The sequence below is a fragment of the Pseudofrankia asymbiotica genome (genome assembly GCF_001983105.1).
Classification (GTDB): domain Bacteria; phylum Actinomycetota; class Actinomycetes; order Frankiales; family Frankiaceae; genus Pseudofrankia; species Pseudofrankia asymbiotica.
Window position 1 is genome coordinate 1 of the sequence record NZ_MOMC01000066.1, and the last position, 20,699, is coordinate 20,699.

Sequence of the window (20,699 nt, forward strand, 5' to 3'; positions counted from 1 at the left end):
GCGTCGCGGATGTCGTTCTTCACCCGCCGATAGGAATACGCCTTCACCCCCAGCGGATGGGCCAGATGCACCCGGGCATCGAGGTCGCCCAGCGCGTCGACCGCCCAGTACCAGCCGTAGGTCGCCTCCAACACCACCTCGGCGTGCGCACCCGCCTTCGCGACCTCCGCCGCCAACGTCTCCGGATCGTTGGCGATCCGGACCGTCGAGAGCGGAACACCTTCCGGCGTCATCCGCACCACCACACTCCGGCGACGATGCAGATCAATACCGACTACCTGCGAACCCTCGTACCCTTGAGTCACAGGGGCCTCCTCGTCCAGTGACGATGGCAACAACCCCCGGCCTACCCGGGGGCCGTCACCAAGGAGCGGAGGCCCCGCTCCTTCATCGCATCAGATGGGGTGTGGGGGTAACCGGGGGTGTAACTCGTGGGTTACACCCCCGGCTGGCGGTTACCCCCCGCCGCCGCTGGTCCGGCGCTGGTGGGCGTCTCGGATCGCGGCGACGCGGGCACCCTTTTGGACCTGTCCGTCACGGCGGACGGCGACGCTCGGGACACCGAGGGCGCGTAGCTGGGCGCTGATCGCGTCGGCGGTCACGTCGCGGTAGTGCTCCGGGTAGGCGGTCGCGAGCCGGGCGGCAAGGTCGGGCCAGTGCAGCCCGACAGCGCCGTCCGCGAACACGGACACCGCGTCCGCCAGTACGTCCCGCTCGTCGCGGCGGATCGTCTGGCCGGCGGCCTGCCCGGTGAGCGTCCCGGCGTGGTGGCGCAACGTCCGCCCAAGGGCGGTCAGGTGCTCGGTGTCCTGTGCGTCCGCGAGGAACGTCCRCACGGTCGGGCTTTCCTCCGTCGCCCCGCGTAGGATTCCCACACCCTTGTGGTCGGCGGTCAGGGTGGAGGAGTCGAGCCCTTCACTGAAAGCACCCGCGCCGAGAACGAGGTCTGAGACCTGCCACGAACCCGTGCGCAGAGAGAACCGCACGATGTGGTTGTCGCGGTAGTCCGTGAACTTCTTCGCGACCTCGCCGCTCCCGATCCCGGACGGCCGTTGCGTGGCGCTTCCGATGATGACACCGGCCGCCGGGGCAACCCGGATGAGATAGACAAGTAGCGTCGCGATCTCGGTATCCGCCGCCGCCGTCCCGGTCGCGAAGAACTCTTGGAACTCGTCCAAAAGAACCATGCGGACAGGCATCCGGTAACGCGGGTCGCGGGCGATGTCGCGGGTGAGCTTCCCCTCGGGGACCAGCTCGGTGGGCAGGTCCGACAGGGTCAGGTACCGGGCCTGCACGTCGTCGCGGATCTCCCGCAACGTGTCGATGAGAATCTCGATCGGATCACCGTCGCGGCTCGGCGCCAGACCGAACACCGTCCGATCGGCGATGGCGCGGAACGGACGCCAGTCGGGCTTACCGCCCCCATCCGCAACAGTGATCTTCACGTAGGGGTCGAGTGCGGCGAACAACCCCAACGAGCGGAGGGAGAACGTCTTTCCCTGCCGTGGCTGGGCACCCACCAGGATCGATTGCCACAGAAGGTCGAAGGTGACAAGCCGTCCGCGTTCGTCCAGCCCGAAAGGGGCAGGCGTCCAAATATCAGTAGGCTGACCGCGTAGGAGCGGGGTACGTCCGGCGGGGATGGCGAGCGGGTCACGGTCGGCCACCCAGAGAACGTGTCGGCGGTGCGAGGTGGGGTCGCGGGTGAGAAAGACCTGACTGACCGCCACGTCAAGGCCGGACGCGATCGCGCCGTGCGCCTTCACCGCGTCGGTGAAGCCCTTCCCGTAGGGAAGATCCACCGCGACGCGGGAACCGTCGCCGTCGCGGGCCATCGGCGAGCCGAACGTGACGCGCTGGTCGTCCTTGTCCGCGCCCAGCTTCGCCGCGTAGTAGGCCCGGAGCACGACGTCTGCCGACAGCTTGCGAAACCGGGGCGCCACGACCGCCGCGCCGATCAGGGGACGCCCCACCGGCCGACCCGCATAGGCGAGCCCTGCCACGAGCGGCAGCCACACCAGCAGCCACCCCGGGCGCGTCGGTGGACCGAACGCCGCGCCAAGCACGGCCACGGCGGTCAGCGCGCCGGCGCCGGCGCCGAGGGCGATCAGGGAGCGGGTGCGCCGGGTGGCCCGAACCTCGCGGTCCAGACGTAGCCAGACGGCGGTGTCGCGGCTTTCTGCGGCGGCCTGGCGGACGGGGGCGGACTCGGCGTGCGTCCACCACCGGGCGAACCACACCGCGACCCGTCCGGCACCGATCACGGCCGCCTGTGCGATCACCACGAGGTAGAAGGGGACGCGGACGGCGTGATAGGCGCTGGCATGCGCCCACCGGCCGCCCACGTGCCGCGCGGTCGCGGCGAGCTGCCCCCGGCGCAAGGTCGGCGGGATCACCGGGCGCCGGGCGACGTCGGCCGCGCCGGGTGGGGCGGGATCGACGGCTACCGGCGCACCGTCCGGGGTCGGATCGAGTGCCCATTCAAAGCTACGGTCACGCCCGGCCAGGGTGTCGAGTTCGGCGAGTACGGCGGGAATGTCGGGCACCCAACCCGACCGTTCGGCGGGCACGGGAAGGCGGTCATCGGACGTCGGGGATGGGTCTTCGGGCATGGCGGAACTCCGCAGCAAAAGAAGGGGGGTGGGGCGCGCCCCACCGTGCGGGGACACGGCGGGGCGCGCACGCCAGCGAAACAGCGGGTATTAGCTCCAGTGGATGGGCAGCGACTGGAAGAAATCCCGGATAGCCGTCCCGACGTCGGTAAGGGTGGGGACGAACCCGGAGCCGGCCCAGAACCAGCCGAGGAGAATGCACACGAGCGGCACGAGGCTACGAGCGCGTAGCCGGGGCGCGAGCAGAGAAACCACGAGCAGAAGCCCGAGAAGAATGACAATCGTCGTCTGCATAACGGTTTAGACCTCACTCTCGGCGTCGTCGGTGTCGTCGGCTTCGGGGGTGGTCTCGGTCATCTCCGGCGGGATCTCGAACCCGGCGGCCGTGGCCCACGCGCGGTAGGCCGAGCGCCATTCCGTGTAGGTCTTCTCGCGGTACTCGCGGATGAAGCGGCACGCCGCGTCGACGAGGTCGTGAGCTTCCTCGTCGTAGGCCGGCATGGACATGAATGCCTCGTGCAGAACCGTCGCGGCCGTGTAGGTCGCGAGGTGCTCGGCGTGGGCCTTGTCGGACCGCAACGCCAGGTCACCCACGGTCAGCGGCCCGAGATCGACGGCCGGACGCGGATCGCTCGTGAAGGACATGACTTTCCTTTCAAAGCACTGAGAAAGCAGAGAGATGGTTAGTGGGTGGTCAGGGTGAGAATCTGCGGCGTGAACCGCGCGACCGAGGCGAGAACCCACACCACGACGAGCCACACGACCGTGCCGACCCCGCGCGGCTTCACGCGCGGCCAGGAAAGACCGAGTACCAACGCGGTCTCCAGCAGCCACCACGCGACATCCGGGAACAGCAGAACCCACCCCGAATGCGACCCGGTCGTGGCGCCCGTGAAGAACGGGTCAAGCCCAATGGCGAACATCACCGGCCCCGGCCCCGGCGCACCACGAAAACCGCGCCATAGATCAGTCCGGCGACGACCAGAAACGGTCCGAAGTGGCTGAACAGATACGACAGGAAATACAGGGTCAGATACAGCGCGGCGACCGCCGCGGACCAGCGGAAAATCGTCCACAGCAGCGACGGGCGGTACACGTACCGAGGCATAGCAAACTCCCGACATGCGAAGAGGAAAGAAACAKGCTCGGCGTCGGCTCCGGGGGCTTCCCGGGCAGCGTCGCCACGACCACTTTCCCCAACCCGCCAGAAAAAGTCACGGGAAATAGCTCGGCGAATTCACGGCGTCATTTCGGCGTGAATATGAAACAAAAGCGGCGCMCATTCGGCGCGGTCACGGCGCGGACACGGTGCCCACTCGGCGCCCGGCACCCGCCCGGCGCGAACTCGGTGCGGACTCGGCGTGGACACGGTGCGGGCTCGGTGCGGACGCGGGCCGCTACGGGCTCGGCGCCCACTCGGTGCGGACTCGGCGTGGACTCGGTGCCGACACGGCGGCCCGGCGCGGCGAGGCGGCCAGCGCAGGCAAACGGAGGCAAACTGCGTCTACGGACGCAAAACCATCTGTACAGGGGGCAACCTCATGAGCGACGATGCAGATCAGCCGCACACGCGACGATCACCAGACCCACTAGCCCAGGAGGCGCAGCAGCCAACCATGATCACGATCCTGTCCCTCAGCCCCCGGATCGTGGACGAACTCGTCGGCCTGATCCGATTCGGCGAGGCAAGCCCCACCCAACTCGCCCGCCGAGCCCCGGCACTCGTCGTCAGCCTCGCCGGCCGACGCGCCCCCACGGCCGCGACCGACGCGCACGCCAAGCTCGTCGACGCGGTGGACTCCCTGACCGGCGACGCCAAGTACGCGGCCCGCGTGCTTCTCGCGCTTGAGGGGAAGCCCCGAACCACCCTCACCAGCCGACGCGCCCTTATCGCGAAGCGCTACGGCATCAGCATCGACCGCTTCGCCCGCACCCGCGAAAAGGACGTGATCATCGAACTCGCACTTGCACTCGCCGAACGCACCGACCCTGACGCCACCCTCCCCGCGACCTACGCACCCACCCGCCGACCCCCGGCCCTACGCACCTTCCGACGGCACGCACCCTCGGACATACATGAGGCCCTCCGCACCATGGCCAACCAGACCATGCGCGCGGAGGGCCTCACCTATGCCCGACCGGCGCGCCGCCCCCGCACACACCGACGCACCCCACGACAGCCCTAACCAGCGCTAGCAGGCTGCTTGCAAACGCAAGCGGCAACACGGAACGGCGATAGCCATCTCTGGCGGGCGCTTGCAGGCCGCTTGCAAAAACAAGCGAATCGTAACCGAGAGGCGCCTACACGGCGATCTTCATCTCGGACGCGAGATCGGCAAGGCCAGAGTTGCGAGCCCACCGCACTCCGCGCGAGTCCAGAAGATCACGAACCAGGCTGCGTGCCAGACGCTGATTAATCAGCCACTCGGACGCGAGATCTCTCGCACCATTGAGGGTTTCGAGTGCACCCTGAAAATCCCGTAGCGACAATTGCGCTTCCGCCAGCGTTAGCAGGTGCCGCTTTCCAGAGGTACCGGCAAGCCGTACTGTGCGGCCAACTCGCAACGCCGTCTCAGGATCTCCGACTACGATCGCATTCTCGGACTCGGCCATGGCGACGCGAGCGGAGCCAAACTTTGAGGAGTAAAGATCACCACCCCCGAGTCTCCCGGCTACCGCCCGAGCCACCGAGATATGTTCCTCCGCAAYGCGGAGATTGTTGTCTCTGCTGGCTGCCGCAGAAGCCTGTACACGCAGACGGCCGTAGGTGTCTAGTAGCTGACGATCGGTGGCGGCAAACGACGGTTCAATGGTCCCGGCAAGGTGTGATGCGGTGGCTTCGGCGTCGACAAAACGACCATGAAGCATCATGATCCACGAAAAATTCTCGCCGCATCGTGCATAGAGAACGGGATCGCTCGCGCCTTGTGCGCTCACTAGGGAACGACGTACGGCTTCCTGTGCTAGATCGTCATGACGAGTCTGAATTAGAGTCTCAGCGAGTGCCTTGTAAGCGAGGCTGGCAAAGCGTTCCATCTCTGTCGATGTGGCCGAGGCAAGGGCAACCTCAATGGCGGGGAGAAGCTCCGAAAGTTCGCCGAGCGTGGCGCGGTAAGCTCCGCGTGCATAGGCGGCCCGTATGTTGTTGACGCTTCCCCGTATTATTTCTACGTCGGTAGCGGGCCGATCGGGGTGTCGATCTCCCATTGACGGGAAGAGAAACCTCCGGATGTCAAGCAAAAGTGCCTTGTCGCCATTCTCTGGCGGGTCAAGATCGACGTCGGGCGTCAAAAGCTCAGACGTCCGTACCTCTAGGGCGCGCGCCAGCGCATTTAACGTGGATAGCTTCGCCCCGCTTCGCCTGCCTTGTTCCAGTTTGCGGACGACGTCCGCGCTTATTCCAGCCCTGCTGGCTAGTTCTTCTTGGGTCATGCTCCGCCGCCGTCGGAGCTGCCCGATCCGGTCACCTAGCGTTGAGTCGGACACCGGCACACCTCCCGGGCAGAGCGTACAGCCCGACTAGGGCACGCTGTCCCACCTGGCGTCTGGAGCCACCTCAAAGGTGGGGCCGTGCGCCCATTCACCGCGTGGACGCTGATTGACAGGCTCGCCGTCAGACCCTCCGACCGGTGGGCGCCGTACCCACCGGTTCGGGGTGGYGGTCCGTTTCGATGAGTAGGAGCGGCGCGATGATCGTCGAGCTGAGCATGGCGGAGGATGGGACGTGATCGTGAGACTCACGGATGCCCGGGGGAACGATTCGGAGGTGGCGGTCAGTACGTCGCCGTATCCGAACCTGACCCCTCACGATCTCGCCACGGCGATCATGGCTGGACTACCCGAGGTAGCGCGTATCCGGGTATGGGACATGGGACGCTCGTTCCTAGACCCACCCGACGCTGACCTAAACCGCGCGGAGATGCCGGTGGTAGTCATGTCACCCGATCTCATCGACATCGCTACCGCCGTGAAGCTGCGTACCGGTGAAGGCTTGGACGGCATACCGAATCACGCGATCTCTGGTCCTGTGGCGGTCGCGGAGCGGCGGGAGTCGTCACGCGACTTCCAAGCGCCGGTATGAACGGCCGCCGATGACGGCCATCGGTCCGCCCGGTACTCCGGCCGTCACGCGCCTTCCCCCGACGCGCGCAGCGGTCCCGGTGGTGCGCAAGCGGACGGTTCAGACTCTCCGGTACTGGTCGGTTGCCCCGGAAGCCATCGAGACGGCGGAGCTGATCGTGTCGGAGCTGGTGACCAACGCTGTCAAGATCAGCCGGCCGGATGACGAGTTCATCGCTGTCCGACTTTCCGCGACCGGCGACACCGTCGTGGTGGAGGTTTGGAGCCGGCCGGACGCCACTGAGCTGCACGCGATTCACCCCGCTGACGACGTTGAGAGCGGTCGCGGCCTTTCGATTGTTGAAGCTCTCGCTACCCGGTGGGACGCCTACCGGGCCGAGTCCGGCGGAGTGGTCGTGTGGGCTCGGTTTCCCGGCGCGATCGTTCCCGCCGCACGTGCCGACCGTGACGCCACGCCGCTACCCACACGGGAGGCCCGACCCGTGCCCGAACCTCTGTGGCCCGCACCCGACCCGCAGCTTCCCTCCGACCTGCCGTTGATCGAATTCAGCACCGATCCGGCGGTGGTGGCGCGCGTCGCGGAACGGTTGCGTGCGCTGTTCCCCTGGCACGAACGTCACGCCACCGATGCCCACGATGCCGCGCGGATGGTCGCGGCACTGCACAAACCCCACGGCGCGACCGATCGTCAGCGCCTACCGACTGGCAGGGATTGATAGTAGTGGCGCTACAACCGCGATGGGTCGTGATCGGCGAAAAGGCGGATGGTCTCGGAATCGTCCCCCCGGTCTGAGGCGCCGTGATCGGTCGTGAGCTAATGGAATGGCATGTAGAGGGTCCGGGTTACCCGTCCATTGAGATCGTCGATGAGGAACCGCCGGAATGGTTCCGTGCGGCCGTTGCGGAGGAACGGGCCGAACTCGACGCGAGCCGATCGCTTCGAGAGCACGGCGAGAACCCCGAGACTCAGACGGCGGGCTGATGCAACCGAACGGGACAAGGGATGATCGTACGCATTGACTACGACTTGGGTATTCAGGTGGAGGCGACCGGGCCGGAGCCGGACGGAGTCATGACCTATGAGGAACTGGTCTTCGGCCTACTCATGATCTTTCCTAATGTCAACAGGGTTCGACTCTGGGAGCGTGGCCGGACCGTCGATGACCGRCCGTCGGCTGACGCCTTTCGGATGTGGCCGAACCCGGATGATGCGGCCCTAGGTAAGGACCTATCGGATGCACACGCGGATTTCCTCGCCGACCTGGCAAGCGTGCTGGACCTGGATTCGGGACTGGCGAGAATCGTGCATGATAAACCTGACTGGGACGAGGAATTACGCGATGGTCCGAACATCGTCCCGCCGGTGTAGCCGTGGAATCAGCAGAGACACCCCCGGACGAGGAATACCCGTGGCCCGATGGGGGAATCGCGGACGAGTCGCACCGACTACCCGAGGGTAGACGCCTGTTCGCGCACTATCTGATCACCGAGCAGTACGCGACGCGACAGCGCGCCCTGCCGTCCGGGAGCGACGGCGACGGCGACGGCGACGGCGAATCGCCGTTCGCGGACGTCTCCATAGGAGACGGCGGCGCGTGGGAAGCCTGACGCCGAGCTGGTGGCCGGGAAGCCGGTGACGCTCGGCGGGCAGGGTAACCGCCGGCCGAGGGTGTAACCCGCTGGTTACACCCCCGGTTACCCTCCGCACCCCTACCGACCTGCATTAACGCGGTGCGGTAACGGGTAACCGCCGATCGGCCCGAGGGCCCGGAATCGGCCCGGAACGTGGCTTCGGGGGTCGGGCGCGTGGTTACCCGTTACTCCTGTCGGCGGCCACGCCACCGACGAGGCGACAACGATGGTTGTCGCCGTGGGGTGCGGGCTGTGYGGCGACGGTCGGTGTCGGGTGGCTTCCCCCACGGGTCACAGCGGACGTGGCACGACCGAGGCTCGCCCGCACCGCGCGGGGTCGGTAGCGCACGCTGACGGCCGCTTGCAGTTGCGCGCACGCTGCAAGCGCAGGTCGTGCGCTGTCTAAGTGCGGGGAGCATCTGGTGGCCGGACGTGGCGGCGGCCGGTAACCCTGGTGGGTTACCGGCCGCCGGATTGGGTGCCGTCTAGCGCGGTGGGTCACTCATGGCAGGTGCAGCGGCCGTGGCGAGCCGCGTGCAGCATCTGCCCCAACGCGACCACGGCGGCGGGGTGCGCGTGGGTGACCAGGTCGAGGATGCGGGTACCCGTGGCCACGTCGGGCGCCGCTGTGATGAGGTCGTACATGGCCATCTGGTGGGGTGTCAGGCCACGGTCCGGTATGCCGTCCGTGCTCGGCGCCCAACCGGCCGGCTGCCGTAGGGGCGCTTCCGGCCCGGCTGGGTTCTCCCGGAAGACGAGCACCACGTCCGTGGCTGACGGCGATCCGGCGCGGTAGCGCAGGTACACCGCCGGGGGCATCGCGTCCACCAGCGTCATGACGTCGCGCGCCGTGGCACCCGACCGGACTGTCAGCTCATACATGCCGCCGCCGGGGGCGGCCAGCTCTACCGGGTTCCACCGCCGCTCCGGCCACGTGGGTAGGTCATCGGGCGGGATACTGGGCACGGGTCGCCCTCCTGTCTCATACACAGGTGTGTGATCAAGGTCCCGGTATGGGTGCTCGCAACACCCGACCGGGACCGCCAACCCCACTATTCTGGCACACTGCGTGCCATATTTCTTGGGGTTGGGGACGTCCTGAGCGCTTGCGCCAGCAAGCGGAAAGGTGGGGGCAGGGGATGCCCGATGACCCGCTCATCGGCTACGCCGAGATGGCGGAGCGAGCCGGAGTCAAGGCGAGCACTCTGCGCTCCTACCGCCGCAAGGGCCTGTTGCCCCCACCGGATGACGAGTCGGTGCCCGACCGGCCGCGCTGGCGCACATCCACCTATGAGGCATGGATGCGGGCCCGCCCCGGCCACGGCGGACGCCCACCGAAGCCGGGCACCCCGACCTAGCCGCCGCCGGGTCGCCACGCGCCAGCGTGGCTCTCAGACGCCCTCACGGACAACGACGAAAGCCCCCGACCGGTGTCGGGGGCTTGTCGTGGTCGGCCGACCCGAGGAATCGGCCGATGGTCGGTCAGGCTGCTTCGGTGTCGGTCGCGGACTGTCGGCGGGGGTCGTGCCACTGGTGGTCGACGCGGCGCAGGTCGAGCGCGCCCCGGACCCCCCGTGCCTTCATGGGCTCCCCGGTACGGGGGCTGGTCCCGACAACCGGAGCCGGAAGGATCTTGAAATAGTCGAGCAGGGAGCGGACCGCTTCACGCCGCGCCGCGACCGACATACCCTCCCAGTTCGCCCGGACCGCATCCTCACCGCCGTGGACGTCGCGGGCCAGTTCCCGCAGGCTCGCGGGGACCGTGAGCTGTTCTAGCCGTGCCCGCGCGGCGCCGAGCTTGATCTCAAGATCGTCGATGGCGTCCAACGCGGCGAGCCGCGACCGGCCGGAACGGGTCTTGACCGTGTCTTCGAGTTCCGCCAACTCGGCTTCGAGACCTTCAATGTCGGCGTTCGCCGTCCGGATCACGTCATCGTCCGCAGCGGTGAGGCTGGCTACCAGGTCCGGCCGAGCCATCCGCGCCACGATCAGCCGAGCGACATAGGCATCCGTGTCCGCCTGGTTGATCACCACATGGCCGACGGGGCACTTGTACATCCCAACCCCACGGACCTTGTGCGCCCGGACCGACCCGCCGCAGATCCCGCAGGTCGCGATGAGCGACAGCAGATGGCTATACCCACCCGGTGCGCGCCCCCGGACCGCATGCACCGTCGCGATCGTCGCAAGGGCGGTCTGAGCCGCGGTCCACTGCGCCCGGCTCACGAGCGCGGGCCATCTGGTCGGGACGACGGTGGGCGCGTCGTCGCCCGCGAACGTGTGGACCCGCTCGGCGACGTAGGCGCGATCCTCACACGCCGTGCGCACGATCCGCGCATCCCACCGCTTCCCGGCACGCGCCACCGGCGCACCCTTGTTGTTGAGCCACCGGGCGACGCTCGCCAGCGAGTCACMCCGCCCGACCCGATCGAACATGTCGACCGCGACCGCCGACCACGCCGGATCGACCACCCGACCCGTCAACTTCCGCGTCCGCCGGTCGTAGGTGTTGCGGTAGCCCAGCGGCGCCGCGCTCAGCGGCAGGCCCGCCCGGACGTTGTCGTCCACCCCGTCCTTGACCCGCTTCGACTTCTTCGCGGACTCATCCGCGTTATCGATCCCATCCTCAAGCAGCGTCTTGTGATCACGCCACACCGACAGGTCATACAACCGCCGGTCGGCCTGCACATACAGCGCCACCCCGCGACGGCGCAGCTCATCCAGGAACGGCGCCCACGTCGCCATCTGCCGATCCGCTCGCGACGTCTCCCGCACCCACACCACATCCACCGCGCCCGACGTCACCAACGCCAGCACCTGAGCCCAACCGGCGCGCGGCTTACCATCCTTGCGGTACATGCTGGCGGACTGCCCAGACTCCGCCAGCTCAGCCGCCACGACCCACGACTCACGGTTGGCATCCTCGTGACCCATCCGGACCTGATCCGCCGTCGACGTCCCCCCAGACGCCGACCGCCGCGCGTAGATCACCACCCGCAGCGCCGCACCGTCCGCAAACGTCCTGGTCACAGGTCTCTTGATCGCCATGACCATGATGCTAGGCTTGTATGTGCCGAGAAGCACCCCCCTATAGGCAGGCCCATCCGACACAGTTCCCCAGCCCCCTGATGCTCTGTGTCGGATGGGCACGTCCATGGGCTTGCTCATTTGACACGGTTCAGCGTTGCCGCCCGGGGGAGGTCAGCGACCGGGCGCGGCGGTGGCGGCATCGGGAGCGAGGGCCGAGCCGTAGCGCCGAGGAGCAACGGCGGGACCGTCCTGGCCTACCAGCACCTCGAACGCGCCCGGGGCGTCGACGGCGTGGGCCAGCAGCGGGGTCAGTTCCATCTTGACGTCGAACCGGCCCAGCGCCCGCCGCCAGGCACCCGGGCCGTCCCACTCGGTGACCAGCACCCACTCGTCCGGGTCGTCGACCGCCCGGGCGAGCCGGCCGGCGCGGTAGCCGTCGGCCTGCCCCAGCGCCGTCAGCGCCCGGTCGGCTCCAGCCGCGAACTCACCGGCCGCGGCCGTCTCCCCGGATCCGGCCGGCAGCCGGAACCGCACGATCGCGAGCACGGGCGCCGCCACCTGCCGGCCGGGCCGGGCCACCATGCTTCGGCCGGCCTCGGGCTCGGGCTGGGCCTCGAATCCGGGTTCGGGCATGTCAGGCACTCGCGGCGACGCCGCCGTAGCGGCGGTCGCGGCGGGCGTACTCCTCGCAGGCGGCCCACAGGTCGCGGCGGTCGAAGTCGGGCCAGAGGGTGTCGACGAACGCGAACTCGGCGTAGGCCGCCTGCCAGAGCAGGAAGTTCGACAGGCGCTGCTCGCCGGAGGTGCGGATGAGCAGGTCGACGTCGGGCATGTCCGGCTCGTCGAGGTAGCGGGCGACGGTGCGTTCGTCGATCTTGTCCGCCCGCAGCAGGCCGTCCTTCACATCCCGGGCGATGGCCGCGGCGGCGTCGGCGATCTCGGCCCGGCCGCCGTAGTTGATGCACATCGCCAGCGTGAGGCGGTCGTTGGCGCGGGTGCGCTCCTCGGCCTTCTCCAGCCGGCGGATGACGCTGTTCCACAGCCGGGGGCGCCGGCCGGCCCAGCGGACCCGCACCCCGAGCGCGGCCATGTCGTCGATGCGCCGGCCGAACACGCCGTCGACGAAGCGCATCAGGAAGGCCACCTCGTCCGGGGAGCGCTTCCAGTTCTCCGTCGAGAACGCGTACACCGACATCCACCGGACGCCGAGCTCGATCGCGCCCTCCACGCAGTCGAACAGCGCGTCCTCGCCCGCCTCGTGGCCCTTCGTCCGCGGCAGACCGCGCAGCGTCGCCCACCGTCCGTTGCCGTCCATGACGATGGCCACGTGGCGGGGCACCAGTTCCTCCGGCAGAGCCGGCGGACGCGCCCCGGACGGGTGCGGATGCGGGTCCCGAAGGGGCCTGACTCCGCCATCCTGCAGGCTCACCGGAAGTCCACCTCCCCGCTGATCCGGCCCGATTCCGACGCGCATTGCCTCCCCCATCCTCATGCCTGGTCCTTGACCGTTCCCACCGGGGTGCCGGGCCGTCACCCGCCGCCTAGTCTCGGCCCACGCCGCCGACGGCGCAGGCCAGGCGTCGGCCAACGGCCCGGTACCGCCGTCACGCTCGTTCGAGATGCGGCAGCGCGCGCAGTCCCCGTTCAAGATGCCACTGCAGGTAGGCGGCGACGAGCCCTGCCGACTCCCGCCGCGTCCTGGCATCGGTGGCCTCGGCGCCGGCCCAGTCACCATGCAGCAGGTCCGCGAGCAGCCCGACCGCGGCGAGCGACGCCGACGCGGCCCCGCGCGGCCGGCACCGTGGGCAGACTATGCCGCCGGCCGCGACCGACACGGACGGGTGCGGGCCCGGTTCCCCGCAATGGACACAGTCGTCCAGGGCCATCCCGTACCCGCTGACCGCGAGCGCACGCAGCAGGAACGCGTCCAGTACCAGGCCCGACGGGTGCTCGCCCGACGCCAGCGTGCGCAGGCCGCCGACGAGCAGCAGGAACAGTCGCAGCGCCGGCTCGCGCTCCTCACTGGTCAGCCGCTCGGACGTCTCCAGCATCACCGCGGCGGCGGTGTGCCGGCCGTAGTCGCCCGCGAGGACGGCGCCGTACGGCGCGAGCAGGACGGCCTGGGTGACGGTGTCCAGTGACGAGCGGCCCTGATGCAGCTGCAGGTCGACGTACATCGCCGGTTCCAGCCGGGCGCCGAACCGCGACGACGTGCGACGTATCCCCTTCGCCACCGCACGCACTCGACCGTTACGCCGAGTGAACAGGGTGACGATCCGGTCGGCCTCGCCGAGGGGCATCGTGCGCAGCACGACACCCTCGTCGCGGTACACCGGCATGTGTCMATGGTCGCATAGCCGCGCGGCTGACCCACGGTTCGGCCCGCCCCGTACCGTTCCGTGCGGTCCGGGCCGCCACGCTCCGTGCGCGACCGGGCGAAGGCCACAAGGCCAGGTCAGAGCGCTCGCGGCCGGCGGCCACGGCACCGCCCACACCCCCGCCGGCCCGGCCGCTTCCTCAGAAACCGAGGCGGCGCAACTGCTTGGGGTCGCGCTGCCAGTCCTTGGCGACCTTGACGTGCAGGTCCAGGAAGACCGGGGTGCCCAGCAGCGCCTCGATCTGGCCGCGGGCCTTGGTGCCGACCTCTTTCAGACGTGAACCGCCGGCGCCGATCACGATCGCCTTCTGGCTGGACCGCTCGACGAACACGTTGACGTGCACGTCGAGCAGCGGCCGGTCGGCGGGCCGGTCCGGGCGGGGCAGCATCTCCTCGACGACGACGGCGAGCGAGTGCGGCAGCTCGTCGCGCACTCCCTCCAGCGCCGCCTCGCGCACCAGCTCGGCGACCATCACCTGCTCCGGCTCGTCGGTGAGCTCACCGTCCGGGTACAGCGCCGGCCCTTCCGGCAGCCGGGCGACCAGCAGGTCCGCGAGCACGTCGAGCTGGTAGGTCGCCGCGCCGCCTCCGGAGGACGGCCCCCGGGACCCGGAGGCCGCGCTCACCGGAATGATCTCGGCGAAGTCGCCGAGGGCGGCGAGCTCGAGCAGCCGGGCGCCGAGCCGGTCCGGCTCGGTGACCTTGTCAGCCTTGGTGAGGATGGCGATGACGGGCGTGCGTTTGGGCAGCCGCGACAGCTCCTCGGCGATGAACCGGTCGCCGCGGCCGACCGGCTCGTCGGCCGGCGCGCAGAAGCCGACCACGTCGACCTCGGACAGGGTGGCGCGGACGACGTCGTTGAGCCGCTGGCCGAGCAGGGTGCGCGGGCGGTGCAGGCCCGGGGTGTCGACGAGTATCAGCTGGGCGTCGGACCGGTGCACGATGCCGCGGATCGCGTGGCGGGTGGTCTGCGGCCGACCGCTGGTGATCGCGACCTTGGTGCCGACCAGGGCGTTCGTCAGCGTCGACTTGCCGGCGTTCGGCCGCCCGACGAAGCAGGCGAAACCGGACCGGAACACCGGGGTGGACTCCTCACCAGCGGGCTGGGCGCCGCCTGTCGGTTGCGCGGTCATGGCCCGGGAGCCACCGCGCCCGCGAGCGGTGGTGGCCGGGCGGGATCTCTCGGCCGGGAACTGGCGCGGCACGTCAGACCGTCGTCCTGGTACGCGCGACGCCGTCCGGCCCGGCGAGGAAGACCGGAGTACCTTCGCCGAACTCGGCGAGCACGGCCAGGTCGTCGGCGGCGAGCTGCCCGGCCTCCGACACCACCGCGGCGGCCTCGAACCGGCGGGCGCCACTCGCGGCGGCGGCGGCGACGGCGGCACGCAGCGCCGCGGTCGCGAGCTCCGGACGGGCATGCCCGACGGTGGCCGCGGCATACGTCCGCCCGTCGGTGTCCCGCACCGCCGCGCCCTCGGGCCGCTCGCCGCGCGGGGTGTAGGCCCGCAGCCGGGCGGAACGCGCGAGCACCACCAGCTTGGCGTCCTCGGCGGCCAGTTCGCCGGTCACCGGCTCACCGGCCAGCATGATCTGGTTGGCCTCGCTGCCCATCGCGCTCGTCACCCTTCTCCCTGCCGGCCTCCCGGCCGCTCGCCGTCCCGGCATCCCGGTCCCGGCCACCGGCCGAGCCGGTTGACCTCGCCGCCGAGCGGCTGGTGGTCTCCGCCTCGCCGCGGTCGTCCACGCCGTCGGCGTCGGCGGCCACCCGGTGTACCACGACGGTACCGATCTGATTGCGCCGGCCCGCGGCTCGTTCCGCGACCAGCGACAGCCCGCCGACCGTGGCCATCGCCCCCGGGATCGGCACCCGGCCGAGCGCGCTGGCCAGCAGCCCGCCGACGGTCTCCACGTCGTCGGATCCCGGCAGGTCGTCCTCGGCGACACCGAACAGCTCCGCGAGATCCTCCACCTCGAGCCGGGCGGTCACCCGGGCGGTGTCGGCGTCGAGCCATTCCACCCGCGGGACCGCGCTGTCGTACTCGTCGACGATCTCACCGACGATCTCCTCGAGGATGTCCTCGATGGTGACCAGGCCCGCGGTACCGCCGTACTCGTCGATCACCACCGCCATGTGGGTTCGCGACGCCTGCATCTCGCGCAGCAGGTCATCGGCCGGTTTGCTCTCCGGCACGAGCACCGGCGCGCGCATCACCGACCCGACGGGCTCGTCACCGCCGCCGGCGCGCTCGCGGCCGACGAGGWCCTTGAGGAAGGCGATGCCGACGACGTCGTCGACGCTCTCCCCGACCACCGGGATGCGCGAGAAGCCGCCACGCAGCGCCAGCGAGATGGTCTGCTCGACGGTCTTGGACAACTCGATGAAGACCATGTCCGGGCGGGGCACCATGACCTCGCGCACCAGCGTGTCACCGAGCTCGAAGACAGAGGCGATCATGTCGCGCTCCTCCGGCTCGATGACCTCGTTCTCCTCGGCGAGGTCGACGAGGTCACGCAGCTCGGCCTCGGAGGCGAACGGGCCGTCGCGGTAGCCCTTGCCCGGGGTGACCGCGTTGCCGAACGCGATCAGCAGCCGCGGCAGTGGGCCGAAGACCCGGGCGAGCCTGACCGTGAGGCCGGCGCTGGCGAGCGCGACCGTGGGGGCGTGCTGACGGCCGAGCGTACGGAACATCACGCCGACGAGGACGTAGGAGATCAGCGTCGCGATCGCCGCGCCGAGGAACACCGCGGCGAACCCGGTGCCGTAGGCGTGCGCGGCGACGATCGTGACGCAGGCCGCGGCGATCATCTCGCCGATGATCCGTAGCAGCAGGAGCAGCGCGAGGTACCGGCCCGGGTCCGCGACCACCGTCGCCAGCCGGCGCGCGCCCGGCCGGGACTGGCGGGCGAACTCCTCGACCGTGACCCGGGAGACCCGGGTCAGCGCGGCGTCGACACCCCCCAGGGCGGCCGCGGCCAACGCGGCGACGACCGCCAGCAGGATGAGCGGCACATCCGCCGAGCTCATCGAGACGCCCTTCTCATCGAGGCGTCCCTCGTCGGGACGTCCTGTTCATCAGAATGCCCGGAACCCGGATCGGTGACGCGGGTTACCGGATGGAACAAAGCCGGATGGAGCGGGAACGGCAGGCACGGCGTGGACCCGGCCGGCGCACGCGGCGCACGGCGCGCGCTGCGCCGGTCGCCTCAGCCCGCGGAGCCGGTGGCCTGGCCGGCGGTGCTGGCGGTGTCCCAGCGGGCCAGCAGGTCCTCCTGCAGGCGGAACATCTCGCGCTCCTCCGCCGGCTCCGCGTGGTCGTAGCCGAGCAGGTGCAGGATGCCGTGGGCGCACAGCAGGTGCAGCTCGCGCTGGGCCGAGTGACCGGCGCTCGCCGCCTGGCGGCGGGCCACCTCGGGGCAGAGCACGACGTCACCGAGCAGCGTCGTCGGGTCGGAGTCGGCCGAGTCGGCGTAGCTCGACTCGAACGCCTCGTCCTGCGGGAAGGCGAGCACGTCCGTCGGGCCGTCCTCGCCCATGTAGCGGACGTGCAGCTCGGTCATGGCCGCCGTCTCCACGAGCATGACGGACAGCTCAGCCAGCGGGTTGACCTTCATCGCGTCCAGCACGAACCGGGCCAGCGCGGCGAGCGTGACCTCGTCGACGTCGGTCTCGCCCGCCTCGTTGGCGATGAACACGGACATGTCGGTGTCTCTCCTAAACAGCGTTCGCGACCGCGCCGGCGCCCGCGGCGCCGCCGGTACCACCGGCGGACGCCGCCGTCACCGGCGGTCCCCGCGGGCGGCGGCCCTGGCCGTGGGGCGAGGGCGAGGGGAACCGGGCGGCGCCACCGGAGCCTCGCCACCGCCGGCCGCGTCCCAGCGCGAGTACGCGTCGACGATCTCACTGACGAGCCGGTGGCGGACCACGTCGGTGCTGGTCAGGTTCGCGAAGTGCACGTCCTCGATGCCGTCGAGGATCTCCCGGACGACGCGCAGCCCGCTGCGGGTGCCCGACGGCAGGTCGACCTGGGTGATGTCACCCGTGACGACGATCTTGGCGCCGAAGCCCAGCCGCGTCAGGAACATCTTCATCTGCTCGGCCGAGGTGTTCTGCGCCTCGTCGAGGATGATGAACGCGTCGTTCAGCGTCCGGCCGCGCATGTAGGCCAGCGGCGCGACCTCGATCGTGCCGCTCTGGATCAGCCGGGGGATCGAGTCCGGGTCGACCATGTCGTGCAGCGCGTCGTAGAGCGGGCGCAGGTACGGGTCGATCTTCTCGTAGAGGGTGCCCGGCAGGAAGCCGAGCCGCTCCCCCGCCTCGACGGCCGGCCGGGTCAGGATGATCCGGTTGACCTTCTTCGCCTGCAGGTACTGCACCGCCTTGGCCATCGCCAGGTACGTCTTGCCGGTGCCCGCCGGGCCGATGCCGAACACGATCGTGTGMGTGTCGATCGCGTCGACGTAGCGCTTCTGGTTCAGCGTCTTCGGGCGGATCGTCCGGCCGCGGCCGGACAGGATGCTAAGGGTGAGCACCTCGGCGGGGCGCTCGTCGCCGCCGCGCAGCATCGACAGGGAGTGGTCGATGTGCTGGGTGGTGAGCACCGTGCCGGCGTCCAGCAGCGCGGACAGCTCGGTGAACAGCCGGACGGCGAGGTCGTTCTCCGCAGGCTCCCCGGTGATGGTGATCTCGTTGCCGCGGACGTGGATGTCGGAATGGAGGGCCTGCTCGATGACCCGCAGGAGCTCGTCCTGGTGGCCCAGCAGGCTGACCATGCTGYGCGGGCCGGGCACCACGAAGCGGGTGACCGTCTGGGCGCTCTGCGACGTGGCGCCGGTGGAGGTGGCAGATTCGGGCATGAGGACGGCCACGGCGGGCCGGGACACCTCTCGTCGGTCATGCGTCTCGTCGGGCGCGGGGCTGGTACCACGCGTGTCTCGATCTCTGAACTTCGATATCTCTGAACTTGATATCTCTGAACTTCGATCTCGAGACGCGCACGGACAACACGTACGAACTTCCAGGTCGAGTCTAGCCGTCCCAGCGACCGGTGACCGCGAGCAGCACGGCGGCGGCCGCGACGCCGGCCGTCGACGTGCGCAGTACGGTCGGGCCAAGCCGCACGGCCGTCGCGCCGGCCTTCTCGAAGACGGCGAGCTCCTCGTCGGCGATCCCGCCCTCGGGCCCGACGACCAGCACGATCTCGCCGCCGGGAGGCCAGGGTTCGTGCCTGCCCGGCAGGGCGGCCAGCGCGACCGTCGCCGTCTCGTGCAGCACCAGGGCCAGGCCCGCCGTGGCGAGCCGGTCACGCACAGCGGCGGTGCGGGCCGGCTCGGCGACGGCCGGCCAGCGCGCCCGGCGGGACTGCTTGGCCGCCTCGGCGGCGGTGGCCACCCAGCGTGCCCTCGCGCGCGCGCCGCGCTCGCCCTCCCAGCGTACGACGCTGCGGGCCGCGGGCCAGGGCACGATCTCGTCCACCCCCGCCTCGGTGAGCATCTCGACGGCGAGCTCGCCGCGGTCCCCCTTGGCCAGGGCCTGGACCACGACGATCCGGGGTGTCGGCTCGGGGACGCGCGCGCGGCCCAGCACCCGGCAGTCGAGCTCGTCCCGGCGGACGGCGGCGACCTCGCAGTGAGCCAGGCCGCCCGCGCCGTCGGTGACGTCGAGCCGCTCCCCCACCCGCAGCCGCCGAACCGTCGCCGCGTGCCGCCCCTCCGGGCCGTCCAGCGTGAACACGTCCGCCGCCGGAACCGGCGCCAGGTGGAAGACCGGGGTGGTCGTCAAGTCTTGCGGCGGCCGCCGCGGCGGCGGTTGAACAGGCCCGAGGAGGCCGTGGCCGCGCTGACGACCGTCGGCTGCTCCTCGGCGCGCAGCCGGGACAGCTCGCGCATCAGCCGCTCCTGCTCGGCGTCGAGCTTGGTCGGCGTCTCGACCAGGACGTGGACGTGCAGGTGGCCGCGGCCGACGCCGCGCAGGTGCGGCACGCCCCGCCCGGACAGCCGGATCACCTCGCCGGGCTGGGTGCCCGCCTTGAAGGTGATCGTCTCGTTGCCGTCCAGCGTCTCGATCGTCGCCGACGTGCCCAGCGCCGCCGCGGTCATCGGCAGCCGCAGCTCGCAGTGCAGGTCGTCGCCCTCCCGGGTGAAGACCGGGTGCACCCGCTCGGAGACCTCGACGTAGAGGTCGCCCGCCGGGCCGCCGCCGGGACCGACCTCTCCCTCGCCGGACAGGCGGATCCGCATGCCGTCCCCGATGCCGGCCGGGATCTTGACGGTGAGGGTCCGACGCTTGCGCACCCGCCCGTCACCGGCGCACTCGCGGCAGGGGTGCTCGATGACCGTGCCCGTCCCCGAGCAGCGCGTGCACGGCCGCGAGGTGACCATCTGCCCGAGGAACGAGCGGGTGACCTGCTGGATCTCGCCCCGCCCGCCACAGGTCTGGCAGGTGGTCGGCGCGGTGCCGGGGACGGCGCCGGAGCCGGTGCAGATCTCGCAGACGACCGCGGTGTCGACCATGATGTCGCGGTTGGTCCCGAACGCGGTCTCGGCGAGGTCGAGGTCGATCCGCAGCAGCGCGTCGTTGCCGCGGCGCACCCGGGAGCGCGGCCCGCGGCTCGCGCCGCCCCCGAAGAAGGCGTCCATGATGTCGCCGAGGCCGCCGAACCCCGGTCCGAACGGCGAGCCGCCGCCGGCGCCGCCGCCCGGGGCGAGCGGGTCGCCGCCGAGGTCGACGATCTGACGCTTCTCCGGGTCGGAGAGCACCTCGTACGCGGCCGTCACGGTCTTGAACCGCTGCTGCGCTTCCGGGTCCGGGTTGATGTCGGGATGGAGCTCCCGGGCGAGCTTGCGGTACGCCCGCTTGATCTCGTCCCCGGTCGCCTCACGGGAGACGCCCAGCACCGCGTAGTAGTCCACTGCCATTTAGAAGCCCACCGCTAGAAGTCACGACCCTTTCGCGATCCCGGTGACAACGG

The 20,699-nt window shown here is 70.2% G+C and carries 25 protein-coding genes; 6 read left to right on the forward strand and 19 right to left on the reverse strand.

All coding sequences use genetic code 11. The annotated features are described in order from the left end of the window. From BL253_RS29225 to BL253_RS29250, 6 genes are all read right to left on the reverse strand, one after another. Nucleotides 1–305: IS110 family transposase (locus BL253_RS29225; RefSeq protein ID WP_158230443.1), on the reverse strand; the 305-nt coding region annotated here is incomplete at its 3' end. Nucleotides 306–455: 150 nt separating this feature from the next. After that, entirely contained in the window at nucleotides 456–2,612 is a 2,157-nt protein-coding gene (locus BL253_RS29230) for a cell division protein FtsK (protein ID WP_076820535.1), read from the reverse strand. A 90-nt stretch (nucleotides 2,613–2,702) separates the two neighbouring features. Further along, entirely contained in the window at nucleotides 2,703–2,906 is a 204-nt protein-coding gene (locus BL253_RS29235; protein ID WP_076820536.1) for an ABC transporter permease, read from the reverse strand. Between the two features lie 6 nt (nucleotides 2,907–2,912). Further along, nucleotides 2,913–3,257 (reverse strand): hypothetical protein, encoded by a 345-nt coding sequence (locus tag BL253_RS29240; protein ID WP_076820537.1) that lies wholly within the window; start codon nucleotides 3,255–3,257, stop codon nucleotides 2,913–2,915. A gap of 38 nt (nucleotides 3,258–3,295) precedes the next feature. Next, nucleotides 3,296–3,535 (reverse strand): hypothetical protein, encoded by a 240-nt coding sequence (locus BL253_RS29245; RefSeq protein ID WP_131831603.1) that lies wholly within the window; start codon nucleotides 3,533–3,535, stop codon nucleotides 3,296–3,298. Beyond that, on the reverse strand, nucleotides 3,535–3,720 hold the full coding sequence (locus BL253_RS29250) for a hypothetical protein (protein WP_076820539.1): 186 nt from the start codon (nucleotides 3,718–3,720) through the stop codon (nucleotides 3,535–3,537). Before BL253_RS29250 ends, BL253_RS29245 begins: the two co-directional genes overlap by 1 nt. Nucleotides 3,721–4,228: 508 nt before the next feature. Here BL253_RS29250 and BL253_RS29255 point away from each other — a divergent pair. After that, nucleotides 4,229–4,798, forward strand: a complete 570-nt coding sequence (locus BL253_RS29255; protein WP_076820540.1) for a hypothetical protein — start codon at nucleotides 4,229–4,231, stop codon at nucleotides 4,796–4,798. Between the two features lie 115 nt (nucleotides 4,799–4,913). On the opposite strand, the gene BL253_RS29260 is transcribed toward BL253_RS29255, so the two are convergent. After that, entirely contained in the window at nucleotides 4,914–6,104 is a 1,191-nt protein-coding gene (locus BL253_RS29260; RefSeq protein ID WP_338013757.1) for a helix-turn-helix domain-containing protein, read from the reverse strand. A 232-nt stretch (nucleotides 6,105–6,336) separates the two neighbouring features. On the opposite strand from BL253_RS29260, the gene BL253_RS29265 reads away from it, so the two are divergent. The 4 genes from BL253_RS29265 to BL253_RS29280 all read left to right on the forward strand — a co-directional run bounded on the left by BL253_RS29265 (nucleotide 6,337) and on the right by BL253_RS29280 (nucleotide 8,300). Beyond that, entirely contained in the window at nucleotides 6,337–6,693 is a 357-nt protein-coding gene (locus BL253_RS29265) for a hypothetical protein (protein WP_076820542.1), read from the forward strand. Nucleotides 6,694–6,703: 10 nt separating this feature from the next. Then, complete coding sequence (locus tag BL253_RS29270; protein WP_076820543.1) at nucleotides 6,704–7,408, forward strand: ATP-binding protein; 705 nt, start codon at nucleotides 6,704–6,706, stop codon at nucleotides 7,406–7,408. Nucleotides 7,409–7,695: 287 nt separating this feature from the next. Next, nucleotides 7,696–8,061 carry a hypothetical protein gene (locus tag BL253_RS29275; RefSeq protein ID WP_076820544.1) on the forward strand — a complete coding sequence of 122 codons (366 nt, stop codon included), beginning with the start codon at nucleotides 7,696–7,698 and terminating at the stop codon, nucleotides 8,059–8,061. A 2-nt stretch (nucleotides 8,062–8,063) separates the two neighbouring features. After that, on the forward strand, nucleotides 8,064–8,300 hold the full coding sequence (locus tag BL253_RS29280; RefSeq protein WP_076820545.1) for a hypothetical protein: 237 nt from the start codon (nucleotides 8,064–8,066) through the stop codon (nucleotides 8,298–8,300). 522 nt (nucleotides 8,301–8,822) lie between these two features. On the opposite strand, the gene BL253_RS29285 is transcribed toward BL253_RS29280, so the two are convergent. Next, on the reverse strand, nucleotides 8,823–9,290 hold the full coding sequence (locus BL253_RS29285) for a hypothetical protein (RefSeq protein ID WP_131831604.1): 468 nt from the start codon (nucleotides 9,288–9,290) through the stop codon (nucleotides 8,823–8,825). Between the two features lie 173 nt (nucleotides 9,291–9,463). Between BL253_RS29285 and BL253_RS29290 the strand changes: the two genes are divergently transcribed. Then, complete coding sequence (locus tag BL253_RS29290; protein ID WP_076820547.1) at nucleotides 9,464–9,682, forward strand: helix-turn-helix transcriptional regulator; 219 nt, start codon at nucleotides 9,464–9,466, stop codon at nucleotides 9,680–9,682. A 124-nt stretch (nucleotides 9,683–9,806) separates the two neighbouring features. Here the strand turns inward: BL253_RS29290 and BL253_RS29295 are convergent, their stop codons facing one another. The 11 genes from BL253_RS29295 to dnaJ all read right to left on the reverse strand — a co-directional run bounded on the left by BL253_RS29295 (nucleotide 9,807) and on the right by dnaJ (nucleotide 20,646). After that, nucleotides 9,807–11,354 (reverse strand): recombinase family protein, encoded by a 1,548-nt coding sequence (locus BL253_RS29295; protein ID WP_158230444.1) that lies wholly within the window; start codon nucleotides 11,352–11,354, stop codon nucleotides 9,807–9,809. Nucleotides 11,355–11,525: 171 nt separating this feature from the next. Further along, nucleotides 11,526–11,987 (reverse strand): antibiotic biosynthesis monooxygenase family protein, encoded by a 462-nt coding sequence (locus tag BL253_RS29300; RefSeq protein WP_241835258.1) that lies wholly within the window; start codon nucleotides 11,985–11,987, stop codon nucleotides 11,526–11,528. Between the two features lies 1 nt (nucleotide 11,988). Next, complete coding sequence (locus BL253_RS29305) at nucleotides 11,989–12,783, reverse strand: isoprenyl transferase (protein ID WP_076820549.1); 795 nt, start codon at nucleotides 12,781–12,783, stop codon at nucleotides 11,989–11,991. Nucleotides 12,784–12,958: 175 nt separating this feature from the next. Continuing rightward, nucleotides 12,959–13,693, reverse strand: a complete 735-nt coding sequence (gene recO, locus BL253_RS29310) for a DNA repair protein RecO (RefSeq protein WP_198946446.1) — start codon at nucleotides 13,691–13,693, stop codon at nucleotides 12,959–12,961. A gap of 178 nt (nucleotides 13,694–13,871) precedes the next feature. After that, the gene (gene era / locus BL253_RS29315) at nucleotides 13,872–14,864 is read right to left on the reverse strand and encodes a GTPase Era (protein WP_076820586.1); all 993 of its coding nucleotides are present in this window, start codon (nucleotides 14,862–14,864) and stop codon (nucleotides 13,872–13,874) included. A gap of 73 nt (nucleotides 14,865–14,937) precedes the next feature. Continuing rightward, nucleotides 14,938–15,342 carry a cytidine/deoxycytidylate deaminase family protein gene (locus BL253_RS29320; RefSeq protein WP_081438810.1) on the reverse strand — a complete coding sequence of 135 codons (405 nt, stop codon included), beginning with the start codon at nucleotides 15,340–15,342 and terminating at the stop codon, nucleotides 14,938–14,940. Then, nucleotides 15,305–16,756, reverse strand: a complete 1,452-nt coding sequence (locus BL253_RS29325; protein ID WP_076820550.1) for a hemolysin family protein — start codon at nucleotides 16,754–16,756, stop codon at nucleotides 15,305–15,307. The genes BL253_RS29320 and BL253_RS29325 overlap by 38 nt, the downstream gene beginning before the upstream one ends. A gap of 179 nt (nucleotides 16,757–16,935) precedes the next feature. After that, on the reverse strand, nucleotides 16,936–17,430 hold the full coding sequence (gene ybeY / locus BL253_RS29330; RefSeq protein ID WP_076820551.1) for an rRNA maturation RNase YbeY: 495 nt from the start codon (nucleotides 17,428–17,430) through the stop codon (nucleotides 16,936–16,938). Nucleotides 17,431–17,508: 78 nt separating this feature from the next. Then, complete coding sequence (locus BL253_RS29335; RefSeq protein WP_076820588.1) at nucleotides 17,509–18,585, reverse strand: PhoH family protein; 1,077 nt, start codon at nucleotides 18,583–18,585, stop codon at nucleotides 17,509–17,511. A 172-nt stretch (nucleotides 18,586–18,757) separates the two neighbouring features. Further along, nucleotides 18,758–19,510 (reverse strand): 16S rRNA (uracil(1498)-N(3))-methyltransferase, encoded by a 753-nt coding sequence (locus BL253_RS29340; RefSeq protein ID WP_076820552.1) that lies wholly within the window; start codon nucleotides 19,508–19,510, stop codon nucleotides 18,758–18,760. Beyond that, a complete protein-coding gene (dnaJ, locus tag BL253_RS29345; protein ID WP_076820553.1) occupies nucleotides 19,507–20,646 on the reverse strand; it encodes a molecular chaperone DnaJ in 1,140 nt (379 codons plus the stop codon). Before dnaJ ends, BL253_RS29340 begins: the two co-directional genes overlap by 4 nt. Between the last annotated feature and the right edge of the window lie 53 nt (nucleotides 20,647–20,699).

Excerpts from the sequence above, each read along its gene's own strand:
- BL253_RS29235 (WP_076820536.1), bottom strand. The coding sequence starts at position 2,906 with ATGCAGACGACGATTGTCATTCTTCTCGGGCTTCTGCTCGTGGTTTCT.
- BL253_RS29240 (WP_076820537.1), bottom strand. The coding sequence starts at position 3,257 with ATGTCCTTCACGAGCGATCCGCGTCCGGCCGTCGATCTCGGGCCGCTG.
- BL253_RS29245 (WP_131831603.1), bottom strand. The coding sequence starts at position 3,535 with ATGTTCGCCATTGGGCTTGACCCGTTCTTCACGGGCGCCACGACCGGG.
- BL253_RS29250 (WP_076820539.1), bottom strand. The coding sequence starts at position 3,720 with ATGCCTCGGTACGTGTACCGCCCGTCGCTGCTGTGGACGATTTTCCGC.
- BL253_RS29255 (WP_076820540.1), top strand. The coding sequence starts at position 4,229 with ATGATCACGATCCTGTCCCTCAGCCCCCGGATCGTGGACGAACTCGTC.
- BL253_RS29270 (WP_076820543.1), top strand. The coding sequence starts at position 6,704 with ATGACGGCCATCGGTCCGCCCGGTACTCCGGCCGTCACGCGCCTTCCC.
- BL253_RS29290 (WP_076820547.1), top strand. The coding sequence starts at position 9,464 with ATGCCCGATGACCCGCTCATCGGCTACGCCGAGATGGCGGAGCGAGCC.
- BL253_RS29300 (WP_241835258.1), bottom strand. The coding sequence starts at position 11,987 with ATGCCCGAACCCGGATTCGAGGCCCAGCCCGAGCCCGAGGCCGGCCGA.
- recO (WP_198946446.1), bottom strand. The coding sequence starts at position 13,693 with ATGCCGGTGTACCGCGACGAGGGTGTCGTGCTGCGCACGATGCCCCTC.
- era (WP_076820586.1), bottom strand. The coding sequence starts at position 14,864 with ATGACCGCGCAACCGACAGGCGGCGCCCAGCCCGCTGGTGAGGAGTCC.
- BL253_RS29320 (WP_081438810.1), bottom strand. The coding sequence starts at position 15,342 with ATGGGCAGCGAGGCCAACCAGATCATGCTGGCCGGTGAGCCGGTGACC.
- ybeY (WP_076820551.1), bottom strand. The coding sequence starts at position 17,430 with ATGTCCGTGTTCATCGCCAACGAGGCGGGCGAGACCGACGTCGACGAG.
- dnaJ (WP_076820553.1), bottom strand. The coding sequence starts at position 20,646 with ATGGCAGTGGACTACTACGCGGTGCTGGGCGTCTCCCGTGAGGCGACC.